Genomic DNA, 16,590 nt, shown 5'->3' on the forward strand with positions numbered 1-16,590 from the left:
TTAGCCGCGCGTTTTTTAAAAGCCAGTCGAATAGCGCTATGACGGAGATTAAAAAAATCCATAAAACAACTTTGGCCAAAATTATCGGCGCCATATACGGGACTCTTGGGTTTTTTATCAGCATAATCCTTGCGGCGCTGGTAGGCGGGAATATAGTATCCCGCGCGGACTTTACCGGCAGCGCTATAACGGTTTTGCTTTTTCATATCGGCGGCGGAATGCTTTTTGGCGCCTTAACCTTTTTCATCGCCGGAGCGATCGGCTGGGTAATCGGCTACATCATCGCCTCGATTTACAACTTTGCCGCCAAAAAAATCGGCGGAGTGAAGATTGAAATCGAAGAGAGCCTTGATTAATCGATTAGCCGGAATTAATTTGTTTTTAATCTCATCAATTTAATTTTAATAGTATGTTTGAAACCAGCCGCGACATTTTGAATATCGTCTTAGCCGTCTCAATCGGCGCCGTAGCTTTTTTTATCTGTTGGTTCATGTTTTACCTGGTGATGTCCTTTAGAAATGTCTATAAGGTAACCCGGGAAATCCGCGAAACTTTGGGCGAAGTGAAAAACACTGTTTTAGCATTCAAAGACAAAGTAAAAGAAGCCGCCGCTTTTTTCGTTATGGCTACTGACGGGTTTAAACGGGTAATGGATTATATTAAAGATAAGGGCGAGAAGAAAGAAAAGAAAAAGAAGGGTGGAAAGGGAGATGAGGAGTAATAGATAAAGAAAATATTGAGTATTCAAAAATCCCGCCAAAACGGGATTTTTTGCATAATATGTTTTTTCTTTACTTTTTATACCCGCATTCTTTGTTTGAGCACTTCACTCCGCCGTCTTTAGCTTCGACTAATAACGATCCGCAATCCGGGCAGACTTCGCCGGTCGGCTTGGTGGCAAATGAGGTTTTGCAATCCGGGTATTGGTCGCAGGCGTAAAAGGACCCGCGGCGGCTGCGTTTCATAACGATTTCGCCTTTGCCGCAGACCGGGCATTTAATTCCGGTGGAGCCGGAATTTTCCGAAATGCTTTTTATGTTTTTGCATTTGGGATAGGCCGAGCAGGCTAAGAAGGGGCCAAAGCGGCCGTTTCGGATTACCATTGGCGAACCGCACTTATCGCAAACCTCATCTTTATATTTTTCCTGGAGCTCTTTTACTTTTTCGCTCACCTCGGCGGATTTAGTCCCTTTTTCTCCGGGCAGGCTTTTTATGTTTTTGCATTTCGGAAAGCCGGAGCAGGCGAGGTAACGGCCGTAGCGTCCGGTTTTAATAATCATCGGTGAACCGCATTTATCGCATACTTCCTCCGACTTTTCTTCGGGCATAATATCGGTTTTTTTCAGCTCTTTCTGCTTGAGCTCCAAATTATCATGAAAAGGGTTGTAAAAGCCTTTTATTACCGGCTGCCACTTTTCTTTCCCGTCCGCGATTTCATCTAAGTCATTTTCCATCTGGGCGGTAAATTCGAAATCAACGATTTTCGGAAAGTGGGCGACCAGTAAGTCATTAACGACAAAAGCGATATCAGTCGGTTTTAACTTTTTATTTTCATCCCGTTCGACGTAGTTCCGCGCTTCAATCGTCGCGATTGTCGGCGCGTAAGTCGACGGCCGGCCAATGCCGTGCTTTTCCAAAATTTTAACCAGCCCGGCGTCCGAGTACCTGGCCGGCGGTTTGGTAAAATGCTCTACGCCGTCAATTTTTTCCAAATCCAATTTTTCTTTTTCTTTTAATTCCGGCAAATCGAGCTCCGTACTTTTCTCCGGATAAACTTTCAGGAAACCCGGGAATTTTAAGACCTGGCCCGTAGCCCGGAACTGGTATTTTAATTCCGCGCCTTTTATGGCGGACTGGACCGGACTGCTATCAGGCTCTGCGTCTATATCCAAAGTCGTCGCGTCGAACTCGGCTTCCGGCATCTGCGAAGCGACAGCGCGCTGCCAAATCAATTTATATAGCCGGTATTGGTTCGGCTGCAAAGATTCTTTTAAGGACTCCGGGTGGCGGCTCACTTCAGTCGGCCGGATAGCTTCGTGGGCTTCCTGGGCGCCCTTGGATTTAGTTTTAAACCGGCGCGGAGCCGCTAGGGCATATTCAGATCCAAATTCTTCCGTTAGATAGGTTTTAGCCTCGTCTAAGAATTTTTCCGATAAATTAAGCGAATCGGTTCGCATGTAAGTAATTAAACCGACTTGGCCTTCGCCTTTTATTTCCGTACCTTCATATAATTTCTGGGCAGTCATCATGGTTTGCTTGGCGGAAAATCCCAGCCAGCGGTTAGCGGTTTGCTGTAAGGTTGAAGTAGTAAACGGCGATGGCGCCTTCCGCTTCACCTGCTTTTTTTCAATTTGAGAAACAATATATTCGGCGCCTTTTAGGCCGGCCAAAATTTGATCAGCTTCCTCTTTATTTTTAATATGAAGCTTACTTATAACCTTGCCGTCAATTTTATTGAGCTTAGCCAGAAAAGGCACGGAATCTGCGTTAATTTTCTTCAGCAAAGCTTCAACACTCCAATATTCATCCTGCTTAAAATCCTTAATTTCCCGCTCCCGCTCGACTATAAGTCTGACCGCGACCGATTGCACCCGGCCGGCCGATAATCCCCGGGCGACTTTTTTCCATAAAAAAGGCGATAGTTCGTAGCCGACCAGCCGGTCTAAGACCCGGCGGGCCTGCTGGGCGTCGACCAAGTCTTCGTTTAGTTTTCTCGGGTTTTCCAAAGCCTGGATTATGGCGGTTTTGGTTATTTCATGAAAAACAATCCGATCGATTTGTTTTTCGTCCAAATCCAGGGCTTCGGTAAGATGCCAGGCAATCGCCTCTCCTTCGCGGTCTTCGTCGGAGGCCAGTATGACTCTTTCCGCCTTTTTCGCGAGAGTCTTAAGCTTGGTCACCGTTTTCCGGCTTTTCATCGGAATAACGTATTTAGGCTTAAAATTATTTTCAATATCAATCCCCATTTCCTTAACCGGAAGATCGCGAATATGGCCGAATGAGGATTCGACCTTGTAATCTTTGGAAATGAATTTTGAAATCGTTTTGGCCTTAGTAGGGGATTCGACGATGATTAGTTTCATAATATGTTGAAAGTTTAAAAAATAATTTATTTTTTAAACTTTTAGATTAATACATACTCCATTCCGCCCAGATTCTTGATCATGCCTTTCATTTCCATGAGGGTTAAGGTACTCGATACTACGGATGCTGTCAAATTGGAAAGGCGGATTAAGTCGTTAATGTGCGCCGCCTCTTTTCCTAAAAAAGAAAGAAGGATTTCTTCTTCTTTGGTTTCAGGGACCGCGGATTTAGCTTTAATATATAAGGATACGCGATTAAGGTCAAGCGCTTCAATAATTTCCGAGCCGCTTCGGACTAAAAGAGCCCCCTGTTTTATGAGCTCGTTCGTGCCTACCGAAACCGGGGAATAGATGCTCCCGGGAACGGCGAAAACTTCGCGGTTAAAGTCTAGCGCAAAACGCGCGGTAATAAGCGCGCCGGATTTTTCCGCCGCCTCAATTACCAATGTGCCGCGGGTCAGTCCGGCAATTATGCGGTTTCTTTGGGGGAAATAAAAGGGCATGGCTTTGGTGCCCAAAGGAAATTCGGATATTATGGCGCCGCCTGACCCAATAATTTTTTCCGCCAGATTTCGGTTGGCTACCGGATAGATGCTTTCTTTATCGACGCCAGACCCTAAAACTCCGATAGTCCGGCCGTTTGATTTAACCGTGGCGATATGAGAGATAGCATCAATCCCCAAGGCCAATCCGCTGACGATGACAATTCGGCCGCCGGCCAGCTCTTTAACTATATCATCCGTTGCCTGGCGGCCATAAGTGGAAAACTTCCTTGATCCGACAATTGCCACGCTATATTTATCCTCTTCTTTTAATTCGCCGCGCAAATACAAAAGGGCAGGCGGGTCGGGAATCTCTTTTAAAAGGGAGGGATAAGCCGGGTCATTTTGCGCGACCAGCTTAATATTTTCCCTGTATATATTTTCCATTAGCTCATCCGGGTTGATATTTTTCCTATGAAGAGAAAATTCTAAAGCGATTTTTTCATCAATTCCGGCTTGCATTAATTCACTTGAGTTCGCGTTAAAAGCCGCCTGCCAGGAAGGGAAGTAAACCTTTAATTTTTTCGTCCTAACCGGCCCGAATTTGGGAAAAGTGTTAAGAGCGGCAAGATACTTAATATCCATTTTAGAATTTGTTTAATTTTAGCTAAAATTCATCAAAGATGGATGAGCCATAATTAGCCTTGACATTACTTTAAAGTCGTGATATAGTTCAGAGTCATTAAAATACAAAAATAGTACCTGGCTTACTACTTGTCGGAGGGCATCAATTATATAAGCTGGGTTCCCTCCTTGCCTACTTATAGACTGAAGTCCCTCGCTGGCAAGTAGTAAATCGGGTAATATTTACCCTTGCAAATTTAACTCCAGCTTTGTGGCTGGAGTTTTTGTATGAAAAATTTTTAGGCGGATTCATTAACAATTTCTTTGATTACCGCATTAATAATTTTTAACTCGTCTGCTGAAAATTTCATGAGAACAAACTTATCAGCCGGAATTTTGTCTAAAGCCTGACTGCGAATTCCTATTCGGACGCGCTTAAAGTTTTTGGTTTTAATATGGTCAATTATGTCCTGTACTCCTCTGTGTCCGGCACTCCTTGAATCCAGCGAAATTTTATACTTTCCCAGTTCAATATCTAAGTCATCATGAATAACAGTTAGAACGTCAGCCAGCGGCGCGTCGTGGACTGAAAGAAAACCGAGGCGCTTAGGCAAAAGGTGATAATAATTTAAAACGGCCGCGACTGCAACGCCTGAATTGTTCATGAAAGTCTGGGGCTTAACTAATAGCGTGCCATCAGGAAGCTGGCAAATCTCTGATTTAAATTTTTTATTGTAAGCCCACTGGCAATCATGCTTTTTGGCAATTTCATCCACTCCTAAAAATCCGGCGTTGTGCCTGGTATTTTTATATTTATCGCCTGGATTTCCCAAGCCAATTATGACGCGCATAAATTTAAGCCAGAGCTAATGAAAAAACTGTTAAATAACTATTCTTCATTAAGAATGTTTTTTGACTGGCCATGCACAAAACTGCCTTTTTTTACCCGGACGGAAATTGGCGTGCCTAAAAACCCGAATTGGCCGCGAAGCTGATTTTCAATAAAGCGAAGATAAGGCGAGGTGATGCTTTCTTTAGCGCCGATCAGGATTTGAATTTCCGGCGGGTAAGAGGCCGCTTGTTTGATTTTTTTAATATAAGGATATTTATCCGAAGCCTTATAGCGGGTGGGCCGGTGGATTTTAACGATCCGCTTCAAAAATTTATCCAATTCTTTTTCGCTTAATTCGCGCGCCCGCTGGCGGTTTATGTCTAGAACTAAATCCATAACGTCATTGGTTTTTCTCCCGGTAAGGGCTGAAACGAAAATAATCGGCGCCCATTTTACAAAAGGCAGATGATAATTTATATACTCGGTGAATTTTTTCGTATCCTTTTCTAAAATCAAATCCCATTTGTTGGCGATTATAATCAGGCTTTTTTTCCGGCCGATAATTTCATCGGCGATTTTTTGGTCTTGCCGGGTGATGTCTTCGGAGATATCCAAAACCAAAAGGGCGATATCGGATCGGTTAAGGCTTCTAAACGACCGTTCTATCCCTTCTTTTTCCAGATCGATTTTATTTCTCGTTTTTTTGCTCTTGGTCGCGTTTTTCGAAATTCCGGCCGTATCGACCAAAACGATTTTTTTCCCCGCGTAATCTAGGTCCGTATCCTGGGGCTCCCGGGTCGTATGGGGCACCGAGCTGACGATCACCCGGTCCTGGCCTAAAATGGAATTAATCAGGCTTGATTTTCCGACATTGGGCTTTCCTAAAATGCTTACCCGAACCGGATCATTTTCGTTGTAGGGTCTGCGGCGGCCGCGAATTTTCTTTTCACCCTCCTCGTCCCCCGCGCTTTCTTCTCCGTAGCCGATAAAATCAGCCAGCCGGTTTATTAATTTTTTCCGCTTGGGCTGGCGGCGGATTATTTCGTCGACTATCAAATCCAAAAGATCGCCGGTTCCGGAGCCGGTAGCGGCCGAGATCGGCAAAGGGTCGCCCAGCCCCAGCTTATAGAATTCGGGCACCTTGTAATTTTCCTTGGGCGAGTCGGTTTTGTTGGCTACTAAAATAACTTTTTTCTCCGGCGTTTTTTCTTTTAAAAACAAAGCCAGCTTACGGTCATCCGGCAAGAGTCCGGCTTTGGTATCGACTAAAAATAAAATTAAATCAGCCCGCTCTAAGCTCCCGCGGGCTTGCATCTGGACTTTCCGGTCGATGGTTTCGCGATCCAGAGCGATTCTTATTTTTTCCGAAGAAGTGAATTCTTTTAGGTTGATTACTCCGCCGGTATCGACAAGCTCCAGGTCATACCCTCTCCAGTTTATCAGGCTGTAATTAGCGTCGCGGGTGGTTCCGGGAAGGTCGGCGGTAAGGGCCCTTTTTTCTTCGATTAAACGGTTAAAAAGGGTGGACTTACCGACGTTAGTCCGGCCGAAAATTACGATTTGTGGAATTTTATTTGTTGGCATCTTCGCCTAGTATCAATATGAAATCCGGCGTGTTAATATCGGTTTTGCCGGCGTTGTCATTTTTTAGCTCCTCGGTAAGCCAGTCAGGCACGTCAAAGGAAACGTTGGCGCCGGTTTTTTCTTTAAGGATTCCCAAAGAATCTTTTTTGGCTCCGAAAGTAAGGTCGTATATTACCGACTTTTGGAAATTTTGATGGCTGGAATTGCTTATCCTGGTTATTTCAAAGCCGTATTTTTCCAAGTCAACCGATACCTGCCCGGCCAAGCCGTTGATCCAGGTTCCGTTTTTCAGTTCGACTTTAGTTTTTTCGACATCAACTTTATGGCTATCCTCGGCCGGCGGGGCGGAAAATGCGTTCTGGACCATATAGCGGATTTCTTTGAAATCACCTGACTTCGGCTGGAGGATATAGGCGCCGTCCTGTCCTACGGCGTTGACCAAAAGCCCGCCCGCCCGGTTGTCAAGGACTTGATTAGTAATATTGGCTTTATCCACGTCCTTGACCAGATCCCAGAACTTGTAGACTTCCCAAATCTCGATATCGGTGCTGATATGTTCGCTTAAATCGGATATGATATTCTTAATCGCCATTGGCTTGAAAATCATATTAATGGAAAGGATTTTTTCTTTGGCGGCTTCAATGATTTTTTGCTGCCTTTTCGCGCGGGCGAAATCCGACCCTTCGACTCCGGCGGCATGCCGCGAACGGGCGTATTTTAAAGCTAGAGAGCCGTTCATTTCCTGCCAGCCCTGTTCAACATGCAGATGCTCATAGCGGGAATTCCACGGGCCGTCTTCGTTGCCTAAAACCGGATAAGAATAATCGTCCAAAGTATTATCAACATAAACTTTAACTCCGCCCAGCTCGTCGATAATTTTAGTAAAGCCGGCAAAATCAACGCGGACAAAATAATGGATCGGTATTCCCAAAAGGTCGCCGACGGCCTGGGAAGCGGCCTGGCCGCCAGAGCCCGGGGTTTTCATTTCGGCGTATGAGCCGACGGAATTTATTTTTTTCCATCCCATGCCTTCTACCGGAACTACTAAATCGCGGGGAATGGAAAGAAGAAATACTTTTTTGGTGGACGGTTCGATGCTCGCCAGCATCATCGTATCAGTCAAATAAGCCCCGTCATGGCCTTTGCCGCCGATTCCCAAAAGAAGGATATTGATTCGGTTTTCTTCTTCGCCTTTCAGCTTCCGATCCGCGCTTTCGACCAAGGTGTTAAATTGTTCTAAAATCGGCATGTGCTTTATCCAGGAATAGGAGCTTTTTTCAGAAATTAGGGTCTGGGAAAAAAAGAACGCAAGGCTTACGCCGAGGAAAACAAAAAAATAAACGGCTTTTTTGAGCCAGTTTTTTTTCTTTTCGACAGGCGGGGCTATTACGGCCTCATTGTCTTGGCTGCCGAATGGCTGGTTGTTTGGCTTCTCTAGCATACTGAAAAATAATGTTTTTATCTTAGCCCGGCGAAATTAATTTAAAATTAAAACACGAAAATCAGATTTTTCAAGTCCTTTCCTATTATATCATAAGATTTGCGTATTTAACAAGCCGCCGAATTTTAGGCCAATTTTATCCGCCGATCTTCTTTAACCGGCCGGATTTGCCAAATTAATTTTTTAATGTTATATTTATCCAATAAAGAAAAGCCCCTTAATCTTATTTGGCCGGAAGGGCTGTTTAAGTATTTTTGTATCGGCCGTTTTAAAATAATTTACCTTATATATGGCAAGAAATTTTTTTTCTTTTGTTTTGGAATTAGTTAAAATCGTCGTAATATCCTTGGTGATAATCATCCCGGTCAGGCAGTTTTTAATCCAGCCTTTTTACGTTAAAGGAGCTTCAATGGAACCGAGTTTTTATGACCAGGAATATTTGATAATTGATGAATTGTCTTACCATTTAAAGACTCCGCAGCGGGGCGATATCATCGTCTTTCGCTATCCCAAGAACCCTCAGGAATTTTTTATTAAACGGGTAATCGGCCTGCCGGGGGAAAAAGTCCAGATTAAAGACGGAGGCGTATATATTATAAATAAAAAGAATCCTGACGGAATAGCCCTTGACGAGCCTTATTTGACGTCCGGCGTGAAAACTTACGGCTACTCGGACAATGAAATTACGAGTCTGGGGGATAATGAGTATTATGTTATGGGAGACAACCGCGGCTCTTCCAAAGATTCAAGAAGCTTCGGGCCGGTCAACAAAAGCTTCATCATCGGAAAAGTATTTTTCCGGGGATGGCCGTTTGATAAAGTAAAAGTATTTAATAGCGACCCGGCGTATAACGGCGTATAGCCATTAATTTTTCAATTCTCAAACAATAATTGTCGATTGCCGATTAAACTGCCTGATGCGGGCGGACAGAAAGGCGATTGCCGATTGGATAAATTATGCCAAGAGGAAAAGCTAAAAAAGAGGACAAATCAAAAGATAAAAATGCTAAGGCTCCCCGGGAAAGGACTTACAGCCGCTTAAGGGGAATGAAAGATATTCTTTTCGACGAGTATAGATATTTTGATTTGGTCATCCAAAAGGCCAAAGATCTGGCGGAAACTTACGGTTTTAACCAGATTGAAACCCCGATTTTGGAAAGAGCCGAGCTTTATGAGCGGGCTACGGGAAAAACTACCGACATAGTATCCAAGGAGATGTATGTCTTCGCCGATAAAAACGGCGAACGGATAGCCCTGCGGCCGGAACTGACTCCGAGCCTGGTCCGAACCTATATTGAGCATGGAATGTTCAACCTTCCCCAGCCGGTAAAAATGTTTTTAATCGGCTCGAATTTCCGCCACGAAAAACCCCAGTCCGGACGCCAGCGCCAGCACCACCAGTTTGGTTTGGAAATGTTCGGGGAGGAAAAGCCGGCGGCCGACGCCCAGGTAATTTTAATCGCTTATAATTTTTTCAAAGAACTGCAAGTAAGCGTCCAGGTCCAGATTAATTCAATCGGCTGTAAAGAGTGCCGGGCGGAATACGAAAAAAAATTGATTGAGTTCTATAATGAAAGAGGGAAGCGCTCCAAGCTTTGCCCGGACTGCAAAAAGCGGCTCCGAAAAAATCCTTTGCGCCTTTTGGACTGCAAAGAGCCGGGCTGTGTTCTGGTCCGCCAAGACGCGCCCCAAATTGTTGATTTTCTTTGCGAGCCGTGCAAGAATCATTTTATTAAAGTTTTGGAATTTTTGGATGAATTGAACGTACCCTATAATCTTAATCCTTATCTGGTCCGCGGACTGGACTATTATAACCGGACAGTCTTTGAAATTTGGCCTGCCCACGCTGAAGCTTCGGCGGGCGAACCCGCGAGCGAAACCCCTGCAATAGAAGCCGGAAAGGGCAAGCCATCGGGAGAAGAGCGGACGGCTGACTTGCCCCGGCAAGCGGCTTTAGGCGGCGGCGGGCGTTATGACGGACTGGTTGAGTATATGGGCGGCCGGCCGACTCCGGGTTTAGGTTTTGGATTGGGTTTGGAACGGACCATCGCCAAAATTAAGGAGAAGAATATCCCTTTGAAAAAAAACGGAGAGCCGATTGTATTTATCGCCCAATTAGGCGACGCCTCAAAAAGAAAAGCCATGGCGCTTTTTGAAGATTTGCGGCGCGCCGGAATTTCGGTCAGACAGGCTTTTACCAAGGATTCGTTAAAATCCCAGCTCGAAGAAGCTAACCGGCTGGAATCGAAGTTCAGCTTGATTTTAGGGCAAAAGGAAGTGGTTGACGGGACGGTTTTAATCCGCGATATGGAATCAGGCATCCAGGAAGTGATCGATTATAATAAAATAAAAGGGGAAATCACCAAAAGAATTTCAGAAAAAAAATAATTTTGAATGGCTAAAAGATCCGGCCTTGGATGAGCATAAATAATGCGGTTCCGGGGGAGGATAAGGCGGCCATACAGCAGAACGGAGGTGAAACTATGGTAGAATTCAGAAGAAAAAAAGGCGAGAGTTTTGAAAGTTTCCTTAGGCGTTTTAACCGAAGGCTGGTTCAATCTGGGAAACTCCTGGAAGCCCGGGCTAAACAGCGCCATAGCGGAAAGAAAAGCCGGAACCTGGTAAAAAAATCCGCCCTGATCCGGTTAAAATATAAATCCCAGCAGGAATATTTAAGAAAGACCGGAAAGCTGAAAGAAGACGACTTCCGATAATCGCAAGCAAGTAAAAACGCCCCGCATAATTATTATGCGGGGCGTTTTTTGCTGTAAGTTTTTTCAAAGCTCATTAAGGGAAAATTTAACCTTTCATTCCCGGGATGTATTTTTTTATGCTTTTTAACTGTTCAAACCTGGAAGTCTTGACGAATTGCTTTATCCGGCCCCGGGCTTTTCCCGTCTTGACGAATTTCAGCCAGTCTGAATTAGGGGATTTCCGATTTTTGTCGATAATGATTTCTACCAAATCGCCGTTTAAAAGTTCCGAATCGAGCGGCGCGATTTTGTCGTTCACCAAAGCCCCGACGCATTTATTTCCGATATCCGAATGGACTTCATAGGCAAAATCGACCGGGGTTGAGCCTTCAGGCAAATCATAAACATCGCCTTTGGGGGTAAAAACAAAAATCCTATTTTTGAAAATATTAAACTTTAAGTCCTTGATGAAATCGTGCGAAGTGACGGCGTGGCGCTGGATCTCTAAAATTTCTTTAACCCAAACCGGCTGGGAGGCGGCTATCTCTTTATGCCCGCCTTCTTTCTGCTTATAATACCAATGAGCCGAGATTCCGTATAAAGCCTCTTCGTTCATCATCCGGTTTCTAATTTGGAATTCGGTCAATTTTCCGCCCGGACCGAAAACGGTCGTATGCAAGCTCTGGTATCCGTTTGGTTTCGGCAGGGCGATATAATCTTTGAAGCGGTCTTTTTTCGGCTTCCATAAAGAATGGATGACGCCCAGGGTTTTATAACAGTCCTCGATTGAATCGACGACGACCCTTAAAGCGAACACGTCCGAAATCTCGTTGAACTTCCGGTCTTTTATCTGCATTTTTTTATAGATGCTGTACAGGTGCTTGAACCGGCCTTCAATTTCCGGGTTGATGCCGACTTTTTTCAGCTCGCGCCCCAAAAGGTTTTTTATTTTCTGGATGTACTGGTTGCGCTCGACTTTCTTTTCCACTTCGTATATGTATTGGAGTTTTTTGTATTCTTCGGGATAAAGAAATTTAAAGCAGATGTCTTCCATCTGCCATTTTAATCTCCAGATTCCCAAGAGCCCCGCGATCGGCGCGTAAATTTCCATAGTCTCTCTCGCGATCCGCTCCTGCTTTTCCGGCGGCAGGGCGTCAAGCGTCCGCAAATTATGCAGGCGGTCGGCAAACTTTATCAAGATAACGCGCAGGTCGTTGGCCATGGCGATAAACATCTTCCTTAAGCTCTCGAGATACCTTTCGACGCCGCGGTATTTGATTTTTGATAATTTAGTAATGCCTTCGACCAATAAAGCGATTTCTTTGCCGAAATTTTTTTCAACGTCAGCCAGGCTGTATTCCGTATCCTCGGGAACGTCATGCAAAATACCGGCGGCTATCGTATTGATATCCGCCTTCATTTGCGCCAGAATAAAAGCGGTATGGAGCGAGTGCTCAATATACGGGTCGCCGTTTTTCCTTTTTTGCCGGCCATGGGCTTTGTTGGCAAAATCAAAAGCCAGTTCCAATATATCCGTATCAGCCCTTTCATCATTTTCCTTTACTTTAGCGATTATTTGGCCAATAGTCATATGATTAGATAAGCTTTTACAATTAGATGTTTTGTGATACTATATTAGTATAAATTCGCGCCGCAGTCAAAGTGAACAAAGCCCGCGGGCTTATTATAAAAAAGAATTATTAAAAACAAATTATGTATAATATAATTCCTTTGGTATTAATCATGATCAGCTTGAGCATAATGCTAAGCATCGTAGTCCGGAAATTCTCGGCGCTCGCCAATTTGGACATCGAGAGCATGCCGGCGGAAAAGGAAAGCCGTTTTAAAGAGCGGATTATTTCCAACCGCCTGAAAAGGAATTTAACGAAATGGGGCGCGAGCCTTATGAAGGTTTTACGCTTTATCGCCCAGAATTTAGGCAAGGGTTTTTCTTACGTTTTGAGCCGGCTGGATAAAATGAAAGACAAATATCAGGAAGAAAGCATCTTAAACAAAAAGAAGCAGGGCGACCCGGGGAAGCTGGCCGAACAGCTATTCCTTGATGCCGACGCCCTAATTAAAGACGGGTCGCTCGAGGAGGCCGAAAAGAAATTTATTGAAATCATCAGCCTCCAAAGCCGCAGCCTAAAGGCCTTTAAAAAATTAGCCGACTTGTATATTCTGAAAAAACAATTTGACGAAGCCAAACAGACTCTCGAGCATATTCTAAAATTGATTGAAGATGAGGAAGTGGTTTTGATGAAGAGTAAGGATGAAGGTTCGGAAGACCAGTTAAAAACCCTAAACCTCGAACGGGGACAGATCCACTTTGATTTGGCGTCGGTTTTTCGGGGAAAAGAAAATTTGGAACAAGCGGGCAAAAGCATGAAAGAAGCGTTAAAAATCGAGCCGTCCAATCCGAAATACCTTGACACCATGATAGAAATTAGTATAATGGGAAAAGATAAAATTGCCGCGCTGGACGCTTTTAAAGCGCTGGAAAAAGCCAACCCGGAGAACCAGAAATTGGCCGAATTAAAAGAACAAATTAGCGAGTTATAGAATTAAAGCACGTAGCCTGATGTTGCGCGGCAGAAGCCGCGTATTGCGGATTACGTGTTGTATATTTTTACGAAATAATGCCGGCGTAGCTTCCGCCGCAGGCGGACAGGCAGCTGGTACCCCATTTCCGCAGAGCATGGTTATGAGTAAAAAATAATATGCCGACGTAGCTCAGCTGGTAGAGCAACTCCATGGTAAGGAGTAGGTCCGCGGTTCGAATCCGCGCGTCGGCTCAAAAAACACTAAATATCAGCTGGTACCCCGCAGATGCGGGGCATGGTAAGGAGTAGGTCTGCCCCGCAAAATGCGGGGCGCGTCGGCTCAAGCAAAAACATCCTAAAACTAGGATGTTTTTATTTTGCCGTGCCCGGAATTGACAGCTTGGTCGTTTTTTGTTATATTTATTCGTTATTCCTGCACATTTAAATAGGGTTAAAAATGAAACCAAATTTTATTATTGGTACTAGAATAGGGTATGAATTGGACAATTCAATTCAAGTTAAGGAGGAGAAAAATGTTTTCTGTCTTTGTTCAGGTAATGCGCTGGGGGATCAAACCCCGGGGCGAAAATGAAAACCGGGGACGGTTTTACCTTCGAGCCGTCTTGGTTCAGTCGGCAAAGACGGCCGTAGTGGGCCTGGCAATCTCTTGGCTGGCCGCAGAATATGTTTCATTTACTGTTGCCGTAGCAATTTTTATTTGCTTCGTAGCGATCGGCGTTATATTAGGGCTGGCCGTTTGCGGCTGATTAGTTAATGTTTTTTAACCAATTAAGAACACCTCGTTTTTCAACGGAAAGGAGTGTAGTGGTGAATAAAATGTTGAGAGTGCTGGTTACGGCTGTTTTTATCGCCGGAGCTTCCATGCTTTCCGGCTGTGCCGGATTGGACCAGAGCCCGGACGGGAGGCAATTCCAGCAAACCCCCGGAAAGCCAGCTGTTTCGCCGGCCGAACCAACCAAAAAAGCTCCGGTAACAATGGCCAGCCGCGGAGCCCAATCCAGGGCTTCTGGCACGGCGGCCTTTAACCCATTTACCTCTTTCCCGCGGCAGGCGGACTTCTGCTCCGATGGGAGAGAGTTATTCGGCTATGGCCGGGAAAAAAAACCGGCCAATTCTGACGTGGTCACTCCGCTTCCATACGAGAGGTGACCGCGTTAAGTTCGACCCGGAGGCTTGCGGCTGAAATCGCAAGTCCCCCGGGTTTCTTTATTATTTGGCCAGGCTTAACACCCGGCTATTTTTTTTGTATAATGGAAGCGCTAACAATAAGGGAAATTTATGTTAAATAAAAATGGGTCATTAAGTATTGTCTGCGCGGCGATTTTTGCCGCCTTTTTATTTTTTCCGTTAATATCAGCCTTTGCCCAGCCTCCAACGAGTGCCGCAATAATATCAAATGATCTACCGGCAGAAAGCGCTATACGCCAAAATGTTTCTGACTGGTATATAAAAAATTTCGATTCGAAAATAATCGTTAACAAGGATTCAACTTTGGACATAACCGAAGATATTACGGCTGATTGCGGTACAGTAAGCGGAAAACACGGAATTTTCCGGATTCTGCCCGAGCGGATTAAGTTTAGTAACGGAGGCGCTATCAATACGCCGGTGGAACTCATAAGCATAACCGATTTTTCCGGCCGGAGTTTAAAATACTCGGAATCAAGAAACTTTTTCGACCGCACCGTCACCTGGAAAATCGGCGACCCGAAAAGGGAAGTCCAGAGCGTTAATAACTACCGGATCCATTATTTAGTAAAAAATGTTATCCGTTTTAATAAAGATTTCGACGAACTGTACTGGAATTTAAACGGCAATTTTTGGGATTTGGAAACCGATCATTTCCACGCCAATATTATCTTTCCGGGCGAAGTGAATGAAAATAACAGCACCGTCGACTATTATACCGGGGCGCTCGGAAGCAAGTCCAAAGATTCAGCCGAGTATAAATGGAGCGTGGCGAGCACTTTAGAGTTTAATAGCACAAAAACTCTTTATAACCGGGAGGGTATTACCGCTTCAATAATTTTCCCGAAAAATATTTTTACGACTTACCAGGCCGGATTTTTAGAGAGCTATGGCCAATATGCCTGGCTCATTATTCCGTTAATTGTCTTTATCGTCTGCTTCCGCTTATGGTGGAAATACGGTAAAGACCCAAAAATGGACAAATCCATTATCCCCGAATACGAGGCGCCGGGAAAGCTCGCGCCGATGGAACTCGGGATGCTTATGACCAACGGCCGGTTTAGTAATAAATTAATTACGGCGGAAATAATTAATTTGGCCACGAAAAAATTAATCACCATAAAAGAGATTGATAATAAGATTTTGGTTTTCCATTCCAAGGATTTCGAATTGACGAAAAATTCTTCCCCCGATGCTGAAAGAATATTGACGCCGGCTGAAAAGGCGATTCTTGAAAGGATTTTTTTGGATGGAGATACGGTGAAGCTATCCGACTTAAAGAATGATTTTTACACCGCGATAAAATGGATTAAAGACAAGGCGCTTGGGCTTTTGGAAGAAAAGAAATTGTTAGTCGCTTCCAGCCGGCGCTACAGTATCGGCATGATAGTTATTGGCGCAATTCTTATTCCCGCCGCTTTTGTTTTTGCCGGCTGGTCGATATTTTTAAGCGCGAGCCTTATCGTCTCCGGAACAATCATTTTGATTTTCGGAGCAATAATGCCTAAAAGGACTTTAGCCGGAGCGGAATTAAACTGGGAAATAAAAGGTTTTAGAATGTTCATGGAAACGGTAGACAAGCACCGGGCCGAGTTTTACGAAAAAGAAAATATATTTGAAAAGTTTTTACCCTACGCCATAGTCTTTGGCATTACCGGGCTGTGGATTAAAAAAATGAAAGATATTTACGGCGAGGATTTTTATCGGACTTACGCGCCGGTTTGGTTTATCGGCAATATGGGCTCGTTTGACGCGGACAGTTTGAACGGCGCGATTTCCGGGCTATCGTCTTCAATCGCCTCAAACACTTCTTCGCCTTCTGGTTCCGGAGAAGCGGGAGGGGCTGGCGGTGGCGGAGGAGGCGGCGGTGGCGGAGGATGGTAAAACTGGATGCGGATATTTGGATAAGAGGCAGTTCTATCTTTTTTAAACGCAAAAATAAAAGGCGCTCAAATAGCGTCTTTTTAGTTAAAAAATGGTGGGCGGGCTCCTTCCTCAAGGGAGACCCGCCGTTTTGTTGTTTTGGTTCTGGGAGTAGGGCTAGTCCCTTCTCCAATCAGACCAATCGCTACCGCGACCGCGGAAAAAGAGCGGACGTC

Annotated in this window: 15 protein-coding genes and 1 tRNA gene; 10 read left to right on the forward strand and 6 right to left on the reverse strand. The window is 44.7% G+C overall.

Going from position 1 to position 16,590, the window contains the following annotated elements; genetic code table 11:
• Positions 1–38: 38 nt before the first annotated feature.
• Entirely contained in the window at positions 39–356 is a 318-nt protein-coding gene (locus WC715_04610; protein MFA6171699.1) for a hypothetical protein, read from the forward strand.
• 53 nt (positions 357–409) lie between these two features.
• Positions 410–721, forward strand: coding sequence for a hypothetical protein (locus WC715_04615; GenBank protein ID MFA6171700.1), 312 nt, complete (start codon positions 410–412; stop codon positions 719–721).
• 70 nt (positions 722–791) lie between these two features.
• On the opposite strand, the gene topA is transcribed toward WC715_04615, so the two are convergent.
• The 5 genes from topA to WC715_04640 form a co-directional block, all read right to left on the reverse strand.
• Positions 792–3,083, reverse strand: a complete 2,292-nt coding sequence (gene topA / locus WC715_04620) for a type I DNA topoisomerase (GenBank protein MFA6171701.1) — start codon at positions 3,081–3,083, stop codon at positions 792–794.
• Positions 3,084–3,124: 41 nt separating this feature from the next.
• On the reverse strand, positions 3,125–4,210 hold the full coding sequence (gene dprA / locus WC715_04625; GenBank protein MFA6171702.1) for a DNA-processing protein DprA: 1,086 nt from the start codon (positions 4,208–4,210) through the stop codon (positions 3,125–3,127).
• Positions 4,211–4,488: 278 nt separating this feature from the next.
• On the reverse strand, positions 4,489–5,040 hold the full coding sequence (pth, locus tag WC715_04630) for an aminoacyl-tRNA hydrolase (protein ID MFA6171703.1): 552 nt from the start codon (positions 5,038–5,040) through the stop codon (positions 4,489–4,491).
• A 38-nt stretch (positions 5,041–5,078) separates the two neighbouring features.
• Entirely contained in the window at positions 5,079–6,605 is a 1,527-nt protein-coding gene (gene der, locus WC715_04635) for a ribosome biogenesis GTPase Der (protein MFA6171704.1), read from the reverse strand.
• Positions 6,592–8,046 carry an LCP family protein gene (locus WC715_04640; GenBank protein ID MFA6171705.1) on the reverse strand — a complete coding sequence of 485 codons (1,455 nt, stop codon included), beginning with the start codon at positions 8,044–8,046 and terminating at the stop codon, positions 6,592–6,594. The genes der and WC715_04640 overlap by 14 nt, the downstream gene beginning before the upstream one ends.
• 289 nt (positions 8,047–8,335) lie before the next feature.
• On the opposite strand from WC715_04640, the gene lepB reads away from it, so the two are divergent.
• The 3 genes from lepB (at position 8,336) to WC715_04655 (ending at position 10,760) form a co-directional block, all read left to right on the forward strand.
• Positions 8,336–8,908, forward strand: coding sequence for a signal peptidase I (gene lepB, locus WC715_04645; GenBank protein MFA6171706.1), 573 nt, complete (start codon positions 8,336–8,338; stop codon positions 8,906–8,908).
• A gap of 95 nt (positions 8,909–9,003) precedes the next feature.
• Positions 9,004–10,434 (forward strand): histidine--tRNA ligase, encoded by a 1,431-nt coding sequence (gene hisS, locus WC715_04650; protein MFA6171707.1) that lies wholly within the window; start codon positions 9,004–9,006, stop codon positions 10,432–10,434.
• A 29-nt stretch (positions 10,435–10,463) separates the two neighbouring features.
• A complete protein-coding gene (locus WC715_04655) occupies positions 10,464–10,760 on the forward strand; it encodes a 30S ribosomal protein S21 (GenBank protein MFA6171708.1) in 297 nt (98 codons plus the stop codon).
• 85 nt (positions 10,761–10,845) lie between these two features.
• On the opposite strand, the gene WC715_04660 is transcribed toward WC715_04655, so the two are convergent.
• Positions 10,846–12,330, reverse strand: a complete 1,485-nt coding sequence (locus tag WC715_04660) for a RelA/SpoT family protein (GenBank protein ID MFA6171709.1) — start codon at positions 12,328–12,330, stop codon at positions 10,846–10,848.
• Between the two features lie 122 nt (positions 12,331–12,452).
• Between WC715_04660 and WC715_04665 the strand changes: the two genes are divergently transcribed.
• From WC715_04665 to WC715_04685, 5 genes are all read left to right on the forward strand, one after another.
• Complete coding sequence (locus WC715_04665) at positions 12,453–13,301, forward strand: hypothetical protein (protein ID MFA6171710.1); 849 nt, start codon at positions 12,453–12,455, stop codon at positions 13,299–13,301.
• Positions 13,302–13,461: 160 nt separating this feature from the next.
• Positions 13,462–13,534 (forward strand) — tRNA-Thr (locus WC715_04670).
• 242 nt (positions 13,535–13,776) lie between these two features.
• Positions 13,777–14,049, forward strand: a complete 273-nt coding sequence (locus WC715_04675) for a hypothetical protein (GenBank protein ID MFA6171711.1) — start codon at positions 13,777–13,779, stop codon at positions 14,047–14,049.
• A gap of 70 nt (positions 14,050–14,119) precedes the next feature.
• A complete protein-coding gene (locus tag WC715_04680; GenBank protein ID MFA6171712.1) occupies positions 14,120–14,452 on the forward strand; it encodes a hypothetical protein in 333 nt (110 codons plus the stop codon).
• A 129-nt stretch (positions 14,453–14,581) separates the two neighbouring features.
• Complete coding sequence (locus tag WC715_04685; GenBank protein MFA6171713.1) at positions 14,582–16,375, forward strand: DUF2207 domain-containing protein; 1,794 nt, start codon at positions 14,582–14,584, stop codon at positions 16,373–16,375.
• The last annotated feature ends 215 nt before the right edge of the window (positions 16,376–16,590 follow it).

It is taken from the genome of Patescibacteria group bacterium, from assembly GCA_041661505.1.
Classification (GTDB): Bacteria; Patescibacteriota; Patescibacteriia; order Patescibacteriales; family JBAZCA01; genus JBAZCA01.

Bases quoted from the DNA above. Each gene is read 5' to 3' on its own strand.
- WC715_04610 (MFA6171699.1), top strand. From the start codon at position 39: ATGACGGAGATTAAAAAAATCCATAAAACAACTTTGGCCAAAATTATC.
- WC715_04615 (MFA6171700.1), top strand. From the start codon at position 410: ATGTTTGAAACCAGCCGCGACATTTTGAATATCGTCTTAGCCGTCTCA.
- topA (MFA6171701.1), bottom strand. From the start codon at position 3,083: ATGAAACTAATCATCGTCGAATCCCCTACTAAGGCCAAAACGATTTCA.
- dprA (MFA6171702.1), bottom strand. From the start codon at position 4,210: ATGGATATTAAGTATCTTGCCGCTCTTAACACTTTTCCCAAATTCGGG.
- pth (MFA6171703.1), bottom strand. From the start codon at position 5,040: ATGCGCGTCATAATTGGCTTGGGAAATCCAGGCGATAAATATAAAAAT.
- der (MFA6171704.1), bottom strand. From the start codon at position 6,605: ATGCCAACAAATAAAATTCCACAAATCGTAATTTTCGGCCGGACTAAC.
- WC715_04640 (MFA6171705.1), bottom strand. From the start codon at position 8,046: ATGCTAGAGAAGCCAAACAACCAGCCATTCGGCAGCCAAGACAATGAG.
- lepB (MFA6171706.1), top strand. From the start codon at position 8,336: ATGGCAAGAAATTTTTTTTCTTTTGTTTTGGAATTAGTTAAAATCGTC.
- hisS (MFA6171707.1), top strand. From the start codon at position 9,004: ATGCCAAGAGGAAAAGCTAAAAAAGAGGACAAATCAAAAGATAAAAAT.
- WC715_04655 (MFA6171708.1), top strand. From the start codon at position 10,464: ATGAGCATAAATAATGCGGTTCCGGGGGAGGATAAGGCGGCCATACAG.
- WC715_04660 (MFA6171709.1), bottom strand. From the start codon at position 12,330: ATGACTATTGGCCAAATAATCGCTAAAGTAAAGGAAAATGATGAAAGG.
- WC715_04665 (MFA6171710.1), top strand. From the start codon at position 12,453: ATGTATAATATAATTCCTTTGGTATTAATCATGATCAGCTTGAGCATA.
- WC715_04675 (MFA6171711.1), top strand. From the start codon at position 13,777: ATGAATTGGACAATTCAATTCAAGTTAAGGAGGAGAAAAATGTTTTCT.
- WC715_04680 (MFA6171712.1), top strand. From the start codon at position 14,120: ATGTTGAGAGTGCTGGTTACGGCTGTTTTTATCGCCGGAGCTTCCATG.
- WC715_04685 (MFA6171713.1), top strand. From the start codon at position 14,582: ATGTTAAATAAAAATGGGTCATTAAGTATTGTCTGCGCGGCGATTTTT.